This is a genomic window from Agromyces bracchium (genome assembly GCF_009709675.1).
Taxonomy (GTDB): domain Bacteria; phylum Actinomycetota; class Actinomycetes; order Actinomycetales; family Microbacteriaceae; genus Agromyces; species Agromyces bracchium.
This window is the reverse complement of the sequence record NZ_WMLB01000042.1, coordinates 88160-100849: the sequence shown is the minus strand read 5'-3', so window position 1 is coordinate 100849 and position 12690 is coordinate 88160. Positions and strand designations below refer to the sequence as shown.

Below are 12690 nucleotides of genomic sequence, written 5' to 3'. Positions count from 1 at the left end.
AGGGATATGGACGACGGGGCTCAGTGCATCCGCGGGCGATCGGCGCTCGGAGGCCGGACGGTCGGCCGCACCACCGACCGCACATCGCCGCCCGCGACGAGCTCGACGATCGCTTCGACGGCCCGGAACACCCCCACGGCAAGCAGTTGCACGAGCAGCACCGGACCGAGGAGCGCCAGCGGATACGTGAGCGCGATCACCAGCCGGGCGAGCCCGCCCCACACGAGCGCGGCGAGCGCGGGCACGACCGCGAGGAGGAGCCAGATCGGATGCGCGAGGACGGCGAGCACGATCGCGGCCACGACCGCCGCGACGCCGAGCGCGACCTGGGCGAGCAGCAGCCAGCCGCGCCATCCGGCGTACGTGCGCTCGCGGTCGGCCGAGACCCACGCCCACATGAGCCGGGCGCGGAGGACCGGCACGCCCTGTTCGCGGAGCGCGCGGTGGAACACGTCGTCGTCCTCGCGGCGCTGCGCGAGCGCGGTCTCGCGATCGTCGAGCGCGGCCGCGGCGATCGACTGCGCATCGTGCAGGATCGCGGGCGCCGACTGCCGGCCGTAACTCGCGATGAGCCCCCAGAGCGACGTCGGCACCGATGCGAGGTCGGTGATGCCGACGGGCGGCGGCGCCTCCCCCGCCGCCGGCGCCCGGTAGCGTCGACCGGTCGACTCGTCGTCGTAGACGATCGGGGCACGCAGCGCGAAGCGGTAGCCGTCGCCCGGGCGTTGGGCGAGCGGCAGCTCGTCGAGGGGCGCGCCGTCCTCGCGCAGGAAGGGCATTCGGGTCTCCTCGCCTCGGGTGCGGCAGCGGTGCGTTGCACCATCCTGCCGCGTGCGACTGTCACCGCGATACCGGGGGCGGATGCCGCTGTCCGCCGATCCACGCCGACGACGCGGTGACGCGTACCGCGGCGCACTTTCGCCCTGCCGCGCCGCCGCGGCCCCCTCCTACCCCAGCAGCACCGACACGAGCAGGAGCACGGGCACCGAACCCACGGTCGTGACGAACACCGTGTCGCGCGCCACGACCTCGGCGGTCTCGTACCGCTGTGCGAAGTTGAACACGTTCTGTGCGGTCGGCAACGCCGCGAGCACCGTGACCGCGTAGAGGTCGATCCCGTCCAGCCCGAAGACGAACCCGCCCACGGCCCACGCGATCGCGGGCATCGCGGCGAGCTTCAGCGTCGCCGCGATCACGACGTCGCGCAGGCCCGTGCCCGGCTCGAGCAGCCGCGTGCCGTGCAGCGACAGCCCGTACGCGATCAACATGAGCGGCACGGCCGCCTGCCCGATGAGGTGGATCGGGTCCTGCACGATCGGGGGCAGCTCGAGCCCCGAGACCGACACCGCGACGCCGAGGAGCGAGCCGATGATGATCGGGTTCGTGAACGTCGAGCGCAGGATGCCGCCGACCGAGGTCCGGCCCTGGACGGTCGCGCCGAGCACCGCGAGCGCGATCGGCGCGAAGAGCAGCAGCTGCAGCAGCACGATGGGCGCCGAGTACGCCGCATTGCCGAGCAGGTACAGCGCGATCGGGATGCCGATGTTGTTGCCGTTGACGTACCCGCTGGCGAGCGCCCCGATCGTGGTGCGCGCGACGCCCCGCCGGAGCAGCAGCAGCGAGACGGCCGAGAACACGATCATCACCGAGACCGCGGCGATCGCCGAGACCGGGAGCAGCGCCGAGAACAGCGCGCGCACGTCGGCGGTCGAGAGCACCGAGAACAGCAGGAACGGCGAGAGCACGCTGAAGTTGAGGCGCGCGAGCACCGGGCGCGCGTTCGGTCCGAGCACGCCGGTGCGACCGGCGAGCCAGCCGACGAACACGGCGAGCGCGATGACCGCGAACCCGGTGAGGATGTCGATCACGCGTCACCGCCCGCCGGAGAGGCGGCGGCGGGGGAACCCGAGGGGAACGACGTCGATCCGTCCCGGGGGTTCCGCCCGGTCACCAACGGTGGTGCACCGAGGCGCGGATGTCGCGGTCGTACAGGTCGCGGACGGCCGCGTCGAACGAGTCCGGGAGCTCGAGCGAGCCCGCGGCCGCGTTCGCCCGCGCCTGCTCGGGGTTGCGGGCCCCGGGGATCACGGTCGAGACGCCGTCCTGCCGGGCGACCCACGCGAGCGCGACCTGCGCGGGCGTGGCATCCGGCGCCGCCTCGCGCGCGAGCGCTGAGAACTCGGATGCCGCGCGCACGCCGGTCGCGTAGTCGACGCCCGAGAACGTCTCGCCGACGTCGAACGACTCGCCGTGCCGGTTGTACGAGCGGTGGTCGTTCGCGGCGAACTCGGTGTCGAGCGTGTAGCGGCCGGAGAGCAGACCGCTCGCCAGCGGCACGCGCGCGATGATGCCGACGCCGTACTGCCGCGCGACGGGCAGCACCTCCTCGACCGGCTTCAGCCGGAAGGCGTTGAGGATGATCTGGACGGTGGCCACGTTCGGCCGCGCGATCGCGGCGAGCGCCTCGTCGACCTTCTCGACGCTGACCCCGTAGGCGGCGATCGCGCCCTCGGCGACGAGGGTGTCGAGCGCGTCGTACACGGCGTCGTCGGAGTAGACGGAGGTCGGCGGGCAGTGCAGCTGGACGAGGTCGAGCGTCTCGACGCCGAGGTTGCGGCGCGACCGGTCGGTCCAGGCGCGGAAGTGGTCGAGGACGTAGTTCTCGTGCTCCTGGGGCATCCGCCGCCCCATCTTCGTCGCGACGGTCACGCCGGCGCCCGGATTCGCCGCGAGCCAGCGCCCGATGAGCGTCTCGGAGCGGCCGTCGCCGTACACGTCGGCCGTGTCGAAGACCGTGACGCCGGCCTCGTGCGACGCATCGAGCACCGCGAGCGCGTCGGCCTCGTCGACCTCGCCCCAGTCGGCGCCGAGCTGCCAGGTGCCGAGTCCGATGACCGAGACGGTGCGGCCGGTGCGGCCGAGGGTTCGGGTCTGCATGAGTGTGCTCCTCCTCGACGGATGTCCCCGACCGAGCCTAGCCGCGGGGCCGCGGGACCGCGGCGTCAGGCGATCGGCACGGCCGGCCCGCTCACGACGATGCCGCCGGCCGCCGGGACGTCGACGACGAGCTCGCTCGGGCGCCCGACATGGCGGCCCTGCGAGATCACGACGCGCGCCGGCGGGGCGACGGCGCCGAGTTCGCGCAGGTAGCCGCCGACCGCCGCCGCAGCCGCCCCCGTCGCGGGATCCTCGACGATCGCGCCGACGGGGAAGATGTTGCGGGCCTCGAAGCGGAGGCCGCCGTCGGCGGCGTCGGCGAGCCGGTGCAGCACGGTGATCGTGGCCGGCCAGCCGTGCTCGTCCATCAGCGCGCGAGCGCGCGACGGGTCGAACGTGAAGTCGTCGAACGCCGAGGCGTCCGCGACCACCAGGATCGGGTGCCGGTTGCCGGCGAACGCGATGCGGGGCGGGTGTCGTTCGTCGAGCACGTCGGCGTCGAGCCCGACGAGGTCGAGCAGCTCGCCGAGGATCTCCGCCGGCATGGGCTCGACCCGGGGTTCGACGCTCGTGAACGAGGCGACGAGGCGCCCGTCGACCTCGGCGGTCTCCATGGCCACCTCGCCGACGGGGGTCGCGAAGCGGATGCGGCCCGGCCCCTCGCGTTCGGCGATCGCGACCGCCGTCGCGACGGTCGCGTGCCCGCAGAAGGGCACCTCGGCGACCGGCGAGAAGTACCGGATGGCGCGGACCCCGCCGTCGCCGCCGGTCACGAACGCCGTCTCGGCGTAGCCGACCTCGCCGGCGACGGCGAGCATCGCGGCATCGTCGAGTCCGGCGGCGCCCAGCACGATCCCGGCGGGGTTGCCCCCGTCGGTGTCGGTCGTGAAGGCGGCGTAGCGGAGGACATCGGGACGGGTCATGCCTCAATGCTCGCGCGCCGGCCGCCGATCCGTCGCGGTCCGATTCCGGACCGGTGGCCTGCACGCGCGTGGGTGGGTCGCGTCATCCCGTCGGGCCGTCGGCGCCCTGCTCGTCGCCGAAGCGGCCGCGCGCCTCGACCGGGATGAGCGGTCGCTCGCCGCGCGCCCGGATCTGCTGCACGGCCCAGGTGTTGCCGTCGGGGTCGGCGAATCCGAAGAAGGTGCCGCCGTCGCGCGGGTCGATGACCTGCACGGGGCCGGCGTCGACGCCCCGCGCGACGAGTTCGGCGCGCGCCGCCTCGGCGTCGGCGACGACGAGCTGCACGCCCTTCAGCGAGCCCGGCGCCATCTCGTTCTGCGCCGGCAGCGTGCCGATCACGATCGAGCAGCCGGAGCCGGTCGGCGTGAGCTGCGCGAACCGGTGCTCGCCGGCGTGCGTGTCGTGGTCGAGCGCGAAGCCGACCTTGTCTCGGTAGAACTCGATCGCGCGATCGATGTCGGCGACGGGGACGACGACGACCTCGAGGGTCCAGTCCATGGTCTCGCTCCTCTCGATGGGTTCGAGTCGGTCGACGGATGCCGCGGCTCAGCCGGCCAGCAGCGCGTCGAGCCGCTCGTAGCCCTCGGTGACGCCCTTCGCCATGCCGTGCTCGACCATGGCGTCGCGCGCCTCGAGGGTGGGGTAGACCGAGTGGCCGCGCAGGCGCGTGCGGCCGTCGCCCAGGTCTTCGAAGGTCATCGACTCGATGCTGACGACGTCGGGCGCGCCTTCGAACTCGAAGGTCTGCACGGCGAACTCGTTCTCGCGGACCGAGTGGAAGGTGCCGTTGAAGGCCCAGCGGCCGCCGTCGGGGTCGACGTGCACGTAGCGGTAGCCGCCCTGCGGCCGGAAGTCCCAGCGCTCGATCTGCATGTCGTAGCCGTTCGGGCCGAGCCACTGCCTGACCTTCTCGGGGTCGCGGTGGGCGTCGAAGACGGCCGCGACGGGCGCGTCGAAGACGCGCTCGATATCGACGTAGGGCAGGCCCTCGGGGGCCTCGATGGTGACCGGGTTGGTGGTCTCGGTGGTCATGGTGTCAGTCCTGTTCGGCGGATGCCGCGGCGTCGCCGCCGTCGGCGGAGGCGAGCAGCGCGTCGAGTCGACGGAAGCGCTGCTCGTGGATGAGGCGGTAGCGGTCGATCCACTCGGTGAGCGTCTCGAGCGCGGCCGCGTCGAGGTGCACGGGGCGACGCTGCGCGTCGCGGCTCCGGGTGACGAGCCCCGCGGACTCGAGGACCTGGATGTGCTTCGACACCGCCTGCGTGGTGATGTCGAACGGTTCGGCGAGTTCGGTCACGGTCGCCGGCCCACGGCTGAGCCGGGCGAGGATGCTGCGGCGCACCGGGTCGGCCAGCGCCATGAAGGCGCGGTCGAGCCGTTCGTCGGCGGCTGCGGCATCCATTATTCAACCAATCGCTTGATCAACTAGATGGTTGTTAACGTACGCCGGTCCATCCAGCACGTCAAGGGCTCTCGCGGATGTCACCCGCCGGGTGCATGATCGGCCTGCGGGACGGCACCGGCCCGCCCACGACGCAAGGAGACGCCATGTCCGTCACGCTCAACCCGTACCTCAGCTTCCGCGACCAGGCGCGCGAGGCGATGGAGTTCTACCAGTCCGTGCTGGGCGGCGGGCTGACCCTCAGCACGTTCGCCGACTTCGGCCAGGGCGACGAGGAGGCGGAGGCCGACAAGATCATGCACGGCCAGCTCACGGCCGGCCGGCTCACGCTCATGGGCGCCGACACCCCGAACGAAATGCCCTACGAGGCGGGCACCAACTTCGCGGTGTCCCTGAGCGGCGGGCCGGAGGACGAGGCGACGCTTCGCGGCTACTGGGAGGGCCTCGCCGAGGGCGGCAGGGTCGTCCTGCCGCTCGAGCCGTCGCCCTGGGGCGACGCCTTCGGCATGCTGAACGACAAGTTCGGCGTGCAGTGGATGGTGAACATCGGCCAGGCCGCGCCGACCGAGGGCTGAGCGCGCGCCGCGGTCGCGCGCGCCGCGGGAACGGCGAACGCCGGGCCGGAGCATGCTCCGACCCGGCGTCCGGGAGGTGCGGGCGGATTTGCCCGCGCGCGATCAGATCGCGCGGATGTTCTCGGCCTGGAGGCCCTTCTGGCCCTGGACCACGTCGAACTCGACGTTCTGGCCCTCCTCGAGCGAGCGGTAGCCGCTGCCCGTGATGGCGCTGAAGTGCGCGAAGACGTCGGGGCTCCCGTCGGAGGGAGCGATGAAGCCGAAGCCCTTTTCGGCGTTGAACCACTTGACGGTTCCGGTTGCCATGCTGCTGTGTCCTTCGTTCGATCGGGCCGAACGGTTCGGCCCGTCACGTTCGGCCGTGCGGCCGTCCGCAGGCCCGACGGCGGATGCCGACGGGCGGTGGTCCGAGGGGCCGGCCGTGCGTCGCACGCGCTGCCCTCGGTCTCGGGTCATGCCTGCGGAACGTGCCGCCTCCGGGCAATCGATCGTGATACGGGCGGGCGCCCGCGTATGTGGAGGAACTTCGAGCGTAGCGGATTCCCGCGCCACTGCACAGGAGCCCGGAGACCCGGCGTCACGCTCGCATGGGGACCGGTCCCCGTCCGATCGGGGCCGATGCCGCCGCTAGAGTGACCGGGTGCCGACCCCCGCACCCGAGCCCGAAGCATCCGCGCCCGCCCCCGCGGTCTGGCGACTCGCGCTCGTCGGCGTGCTCGGCGGGCTGCTCTCGGGTCTCTTCGGAGTCGGCGGCGGCATCATCATGGTCCCGCTCCTGATCCTGCTGGCGGGGATGGACCAGCGCCGTGCGTCTGCGACCTCGCTCGCCGCGATCGTCCCGACCGCGCTCGCGGGGTCGATCGCGTACCTCGTCAACGGCCAGGTCGACCTCGTCGCCGCCGCGCTCGTCGCGGTCGGGGGCATCGTCGGCGGATGGATCGGCGCGACCCTGCTCGCGAGGCTCCCGCTCGAGTGGCTGCGGTGGCTGTTCATCGCGATGCTGGTCGTGGTCGCGATCCGCCTCGCGTTCGGCACTCCGGAACGCGCGTCCGACCCGGTCCCGCTCGAGCCCGGTCCCGCGCTCGGGCTCGTCGCGCTCGGCCTCGTCGTCGGCATCGCGTCGGGCCTGTTCGGCGTCGGCGGCGGACTCATCATGGTGCCGGCGTTCATCACGGTCTTCGGCCTCGGCGACCTGATCGCCCGCGGCACCTCGCTCGTCGCGATGATCCCCACGGCCGTCAGCGGGTCGGTGAAGAACGTCCGCGGCGGTCTCGTCGACCTGCGCATCGCGCTCGTCGTGGGCGCCGCGGCGACGCTCGCGGCGCTGCCGGGGGTCGCGCTCGCGTTCCTCATCCCTCCGGCGGTGGGCGGATGGCTCTTCGCCGCGCTGCTCGTCGCGGCCGCCGCCCAGCTGTCCGTCCGGGCGGTCCGGGCCCGCCGCCGCGGAGCGGCGTGACCGCCGCAGTACCCGCGTCGGCCGGGTGGCATCCCGACCCGACCGAACCGCAGACGCTCAGGTACTGGGACGGCACCGGCTGGACGCCGCACACCGCGGCCGGCTCGCACGCCCCGAGCGCAGCCCTGACGGAGCCCGCCCTGCACCTCACGGCGCGACTGCCCGAGGCCGTCGCCGACCACACGACGCTCCCCCTGGCACCGGGCGCCGTCTCCGCCGGACATGCGGACGCCGCACGCCGCCTCGCGCTGGCCGGCGCCCTGGTCGCGGCGGTCTCCCTGTTCGTCGCGTGCACGGCGCTCGGCATCGCGCTCGCGAGCTGAGCCGCCCGTGTCGGAGGATCGACGCATGAGCGACGCATCCGCCCCTCGCCTCGACGCCGACCCGCGGCATCCGACCCTGACCTTCCGCCGGGCCGCGGTCGACGACCACGCCCGGGTGGTCGCGGCGATCGGCCCGTGGTGGGAGCGGCCGGGCACCGACCGGCTCGCACTGCTGCTCCCCCGGCTGTTCTTCCAGCACTTCGCCGACACGTCGACGATCGTCGAGGACGAGCGCGGCGAGCTGGCGGGCTTTCTCATCGGCTTCCGGTCGCAGTCGCAGCCGGAGGTCGCGTACATCCACTTCGTCGGCGTTCGCCCCGACCAGCGGCGCACCGGGCTCGCGCGCACCCTCTACGAGCGCTTCTTCGAGGCGATGCGGGCGAGCGGATGCCGCAGGGTCGACGCGATCACCGGGCCGCCGAACGTCCGCTCGCAGGACTTCCACCGCGCGATGGGCTTCGAGCTCACGGGCGACACGATCATCGACGGCGTGCCCGCATGGCGCGACTACGACGGGCCGGGCGAGCATCGCGTGGGGTTCACGCGGCCGCTGTGACGACGACGGCTCGCGCCACTCGCCGCACGCCGTCCGGGCGTCGATCGACTAGCAGAGGCATCCGCCCCTGACAAGGGCTGTGATCGATCGCCGGGGCGCACGTAGCGTGGCCGTCGACGTCGCACCCGAACGCGACGCACGATCGGAAGGGGGCCCCGAATGGGTGAGTCCGACAAGATCGGCAACAAGGCCGAGGAACTCAAGGGCAAGGCCAAGGAGGCCGCCGGCAAGGCGACCGACGACGAGCGCCTCGAAGCCGAGGGCCGCCGGGACCAGACCGCGGCCAACCTCAAGCAGGCCGGCGAGAACGTGAAGGACGCCTTCCGCTCGTAGCGGCCATGGACTGATGGGGCGTGCATCGCGGGGGTGCGCGTCCCATCATCATGTCCGGTCCGACGACGTCGGCCATCGTCGGCCACCGGCCCGGACCATTCCCTCCGATTCGATTCCGCCGTGAGCGATATCCGCCGCCCGACGGATGTCGGTGGCATCCGCTTGGATGCAGACTTGACGATGCGACTCGGGCGGCGACCCGAGCCCGGACGACGCGGCATCCCGCGTTCGCACACCCCGTTTGCACCTCGCCGCGGAGAATCATGCTCGGACGACTCCTCATCCGCTACCTGAAGCCCTACCGGTGGCTCATCGCCGGTGTGCTGCTGTTCCAGTTCATCTCGGTGCTCGCGACGCTCTATCTCCCGAGCCTCAACGCCGACATCATCGACGAGGGCGTCTCGAAGGGCGACACCGCGTTCATCTGGTCGACCGGCACGTTCATGCTCGCGATCTCGCTCGGGCAGATCGTCGCGGCGATCATCGCCACGTACTTCGCGGCCAAGGCGGCGATGCGCGTCGGCCGCGACATCCGCAACGACGTCTTCGACAAGGTGAGCGCGTTCAGCGAGCGCGAGGTCTCGCAGTACGGGCCGGGTTCGCTGATCACCCGCAACACCAACGACGTGCAGCAGGTGCAGATGCTCGCGATGACCGGTGCGACGATGCTCGTGAGCGCGCCGCTCATGGCCGTCGGCGGCATCATCATGGCGCTGCAGCAGGACGTCGGGCTGAGCTGGCTGATCTGGGTGTCGGTGCTCACGATCCTCGTGGTCGCCGGACTCGTCATCAGCCGGATGGTGCCGCTGTTCCGCAGCTACCAGAAGCGCCTCGACGCCGTGAACCGGATCCTGCGCGAGCAGCTGACCGGCATCCGGGTCGTGCGCGCGTTCGTGCGCGAGCCCATCGAGCAGGAGCGCTTCGAGGGCGCCAACCACGACATCATGGATGTCGGCCGCCGCGTCGGCACCCTGTTCATCACGCTGTTCCCGCTGTTCATGCTCGTGCTGAACCTCACTGTGATCGGCGTGATCTGGTTCGGCGCGACCGAGGTCGACGCCGGCAACGTGCAGGTCGGCACGCTGTTCGCGTTCATGCAGTACGTGGGCGTGATCCTCGGCGGCGTGCTCATGGCCGCCTTCACGACGATCATGATCCCGCGCGCGGCCGTCTCGGCCGAGCGCATCGGCGAGGTGCTCGCGACCGAGACCACGCTGCCGCGCCCCGAGCACCCGGTCGCCGAGTTCCCCGCACCCGGCACGGTCGAGTTCCGCGACGTCGCGTTCGCCTACCCCGGCGCCGAGCACGCGGTCGTCGAGGGCGTGTCGTTCCGCGCCGACCGCGGCGAGACCGTGGCGATCGTCGGCTCGACCGGCGCGGGCAAGACGACGCTCGTCTCCCTCCTGCCGCGCCTGTTCGACGTGACCGGCGGGGCGGTGCTCGTGAACGGCACCGACGTGCGCGAGGCCGACCTCGACGAGCTCTGGAAGACGATCGGACTCGTGCCGCAGCGGCCGTTCCTCTTCGCCGGCACCGTCGCGTCGAACCTGCGGTTCGGCCGCGAGGAGGCCACCGACGAGGAGCTCTGGCACGCCCTCGAGATCGCCCAGGGCCGCGACTTCGTCGCCGCGATGGAGGGTGGGCTCGACGCCCGCATCTCGCAGGGCGGCACCAACGTCTCGGGCGGGCAGCGCCAGCGGCTCGCGATCGCACGCGCGATCGTGCACCGACCCGAGATCCTCGTGTTCGACGACTCGTTCTCGGCGCTCGACCTCACGACCGACGCGAGGTTGAGGCAGGCGCTCTGGCGAGAGCTGCCCGAGGTGACCAAGGTCGTCGTCGCCCAGCGCGTCTCGACCATCACCGACGCCGACCGCATCGTCGTCCTCGAAGACGGCCGCGTCGTCGGCCTCGGCCGGCACGACGAACTCGTCGCGACCTGCCAGACCTACCGCGAGATCGTCGAATCCCAGCTCGGAGTGGAGACCCAGGCATGAGCCGCGACACCAGCACCCCCAAGGGCCGCGGCGGCCGGAGCCGGGCCGAGGCGGCGGCGCAGGAGGCGCAGCAGCCCACCCTCGAGCAGCTCGAGGAGCAGCAGCTCGCCGAGGAGGCGCGCATCAACTCCGGATCGTGGGATTCGGTGGCACCGGGCAAGGCCTCGGACTTCGGTCGCAGCTTCCGACGCATGCTCGGGCTCCTCGCACCGTGGAAGTGGTCGTTCGCGTTCGTCTCGCTCCTCGGCGCCATCGGCGTCGTGCTCACCGTGATCGCACCCAAGGTGCTCGGCGAGGCGACGAACGTCATCTTCGAGGGCTGGATCTCGCTGCAGCTGCCCGAGGGAGTGACCCAGCAGCAGGTCGTCGAGCAGCTGCGCGCAGCAGGCCAGGACGACCTCGCCAACATCGTGGGTGCCGCGACGCTGACGCCGGGCGAGGGCATCGACTTCGTGCGGCTCAGCCAGCTCGTCGTCATCGTGCTGCTGCTCTACGTGGTGGCGTCGATCCTGTCGTGGATCCAGGGCTACGTCATCAACGTGATCATGGTCCGCGCGATGTACGGCCTGCGCGAGCAGGTCGAGGCGAAGGTCCACCGCCTGCCGCTCAGCTACTTCGACCGCACTCAACGCGGCGAGCTCATCTCGCGCGTCACGAACGACATCGACAACATCACCCAGACGATGCAGCAGTCGCTCTCGAGCGCGTTGACGAGCATCCTCACCGTCATCGGCGTGCTCGTCATGATGTTCTCGATCTCGTGGCAGCTCTCGCTCGTCGCGCTCGTCGCGCTGCCCCTCATGGCCGTCATCTTCGGCGTCATCGGGCCGAAGTCGCAGGCGGCGTTCGGCATCCAGTGGCGCAAGGTCGGGCGCCTCAACGCGCGCGTCGAGGAGTCGTTCTCGGGCCACGCGCTCGTCAAGGTGTTCGGCCGCGAGCAGGACGCGAGCGAGAAGTTCCGCGCGGAGAACGAGGAGCTCTACGAGGCCGCATTCAAGGCGCAGTTCCTCGCCGGCATCATCATGCCGGGCATGATGTTCGTCGGGAACCTCACCTACGTCGGCATCGCGGTGCTCGGCGGGCTCATGGTCGCCGGCGGCCAGCTCCGGCTCGGCGACGTCCAGGCGTTCATCCAGTACTCGCAGCAGTTCACGCAGCCGCTCTCGCAGCTCGGCGGCATGGCCGCCGTGGTGCAGTCCGGCACGGCCTCGGCCGAGCGGGTGTTCGAACTGCTCGACGCCGACGAGGAGGAGGCCGACGCCGCCGACTCGCCCGCACCGGTCGACGGCCGCGGTGTCATCGAGTTCGACCACGTCTCGTTCTCGTACACCCCCGACCGCCCGCTCATCCGCGACCTGTCGTTCCGGGTCGAGCCGGGCCAGACCGTCGCCATCGTCGGCCCCACCGGCGCCGGCAAGACGACGCTCGTGAACCTCGTCATGCGGTTCTACGAGCTCGGCGGCGGCCGCATCCTCATCGACGGCCAGGACATCGCCGAGCTCACGCGCCACGACGTGCGCGCCCGCACCGGCATGGTGCTCCAGGACCCGTGGCTGTTCGGCGGCACGATCCGCGAGAACATCCGCTACGGCCGGCAGACCGCGACCGACGACGAGATCGTCGCCGCAGCGCGCGCGACCTACGTCGACCGGTTCGTGCACTCGCTGCCCGACGGGTACGACACGGTCCTCGACGAGGACGCCTCGAACGTCTCGGCCGGCGAGAAGCAGCTCATCACGATCGCGCGCGCCTTCGTCGCGCAGCCGAGCGTGCTGATCCTCGACGAGGCGACGAGCTCGGTCGACACGCGCACCGAGCTGCTGCTGCAGCACGCGATGGCGGCGCTTCGCGAGGGGCGCACGTCCTTCGTCATCGCGCACCGCCTCTCGACGATCCGCGACGCCGACCTCATCCTCGTGATGGAGCACGGCGACATCGTCGAACAGGGCACGCACGACGAGCTCATCGCGGCGAAGGGCGCCTACTACCGCCTCTACAACTCGCAGTTCGAGCAGGCGGCGTACGACGTCGACGCCGAACTCGCGATGGAGGCCGAGGCCTCGGTCGGCACGCCCGGCGAGGCGGCGCTCGGGTTCGACGGCGGCGCCGAGGAGGCGTCGGCCGACGCACCCGTGAACTGATCGACGC

The 12690-nt window shown here is 71.8% G+C and carries 15 protein-coding genes; 7 read left to right on the top strand and 8 right to left on the bottom strand.

Annotation, left to right across the window (positions count from 1 at the left end; genetic code table 11):
• Positions 1-20 precede the first annotated feature (20 nt).
• The 7 genes from GJ743_RS17495 to GJ743_RS17465 all read right to left on the bottom strand — a co-directional run bounded on the left by GJ743_RS17495 (position 21) and on the right by GJ743_RS17465 (position 5302).
• Positions 21-779: a DUF1353 domain-containing protein gene (locus GJ743_RS17495; protein WP_155053179.1), complete on the bottom strand. Its 759-nt coding sequence runs from the start codon at positions 777-779 to the stop codon at positions 21-23.
• Positions 780-947: 168 nt separating this feature from the next.
• Positions 948-1868 carry an AEC family transporter gene (locus GJ743_RS17490; protein WP_328289316.1) on the bottom strand — a complete coding sequence of 307 codons (921 nt, stop codon included), beginning with the start codon at positions 1866-1868 and terminating at the stop codon, positions 948-950.
• 79 nt (positions 1869-1947) lie between these two features.
• Complete coding sequence (locus tag GJ743_RS17485; RefSeq protein WP_155053178.1) at positions 1948-2937, bottom strand: aldo/keto reductase; 990 nt, start codon at positions 2935-2937, stop codon at positions 1948-1950.
• A gap of 65 nt (positions 2938-3002) precedes the next feature.
• Entirely contained in the window at positions 3003-3860 is an 858-nt protein-coding gene (locus GJ743_RS17480; protein WP_155053177.1) for a PhzF family phenazine biosynthesis protein, read from the bottom strand.
• A gap of 82 nt (positions 3861-3942) precedes the next feature.
• Entirely contained in the window at positions 3943-4398 is a 456-nt protein-coding gene (locus GJ743_RS17475) for a VOC family protein (protein ID WP_155053176.1), read from the bottom strand.
• Between the two features lie 48 nt (positions 4399-4446).
• Complete coding sequence (locus GJ743_RS17470) at positions 4447-4932, bottom strand: SRPBCC family protein (protein WP_155053175.1); 486 nt, start codon at positions 4930-4932, stop codon at positions 4447-4449.
• A gap of 4 nt (positions 4933-4936) precedes the next feature.
• Positions 4937-5302, bottom strand: coding sequence for an ArsR/SmtB family transcription factor (locus tag GJ743_RS17465; RefSeq protein WP_155053174.1), 366 nt, complete (start codon positions 5300-5302; stop codon positions 4937-4939).
• Between the two features lie 146 nt (positions 5303-5448).
• Between GJ743_RS17465 and GJ743_RS17460 the strand changes: the two genes are divergently transcribed.
• Positions 5449-5877, top strand: a complete 429-nt coding sequence (locus GJ743_RS17460; RefSeq protein WP_155053173.1) for a VOC family protein — start codon at positions 5449-5451, stop codon at positions 5875-5877.
• Between the two features lie 102 nt (positions 5878-5979).
• On the opposite strand, the gene GJ743_RS17455 is transcribed toward GJ743_RS17460, so the two are convergent.
• Positions 5980-6183, bottom strand: a complete 204-nt coding sequence (locus tag GJ743_RS17455) for a cold-shock protein (RefSeq protein ID WP_155053172.1) — start codon at positions 6181-6183, stop codon at positions 5980-5982.
• Positions 6184-6517: 334 nt separating this feature from the next.
• On the opposite strand from GJ743_RS17455, the gene GJ743_RS20295 reads away from it, so the two are divergent.
• The 6 genes from GJ743_RS20295 to GJ743_RS17425 all read left to right on the top strand — a co-directional run bounded on the left by GJ743_RS20295 (position 6518) and on the right by GJ743_RS17425 (position 12683).
• Positions 6518-7333 carry a sulfite exporter TauE/SafE family protein gene (locus tag GJ743_RS20295; RefSeq protein ID WP_328289315.1) on the top strand — a complete coding sequence of 272 codons (816 nt, stop codon included), beginning with the start codon at positions 6518-6520 and terminating at the stop codon, positions 7331-7333.
• Positions 7330-7656, top strand: a complete 327-nt coding sequence (locus tag GJ743_RS17445) for a DUF2510 domain-containing protein (protein WP_328289314.1) — start codon at positions 7330-7332, stop codon at positions 7654-7656. The genes GJ743_RS20295 and GJ743_RS17445 overlap by 4 nt, the downstream gene beginning before the upstream one ends.
• Positions 7657-7681: 25 nt before the next feature.
• Complete coding sequence (locus tag GJ743_RS17440; RefSeq protein WP_155053170.1) at positions 7682-8212, top strand: GNAT family N-acetyltransferase; 531 nt, start codon at positions 7682-7684, stop codon at positions 8210-8212.
• Positions 8213-8371: 159 nt separating this feature from the next.
• Positions 8372-8545 carry a CsbD family protein gene (locus GJ743_RS17435; RefSeq protein WP_155053169.1) on the top strand — a complete coding sequence of 58 codons (174 nt, stop codon included), beginning with the start codon at positions 8372-8374 and terminating at the stop codon, positions 8543-8545.
• 263 nt (positions 8546-8808) lie between these two features.
• On the top strand, positions 8809-10542 hold the full coding sequence (locus GJ743_RS17430; protein WP_155053168.1) for an ABC transporter ATP-binding protein: 1734 nt from the start codon (positions 8809-8811) through the stop codon (positions 10540-10542).
• Positions 10539-12683, top strand: a complete 2145-nt coding sequence (locus GJ743_RS17425) for an ABC transporter ATP-binding protein (RefSeq protein ID WP_155053167.1) — start codon at positions 10539-10541, stop codon at positions 12681-12683. Before GJ743_RS17430 ends, GJ743_RS17425 begins: the two co-directional genes overlap by 4 nt.
• Positions 12684-12690: the final 7 nt, after the last annotated feature.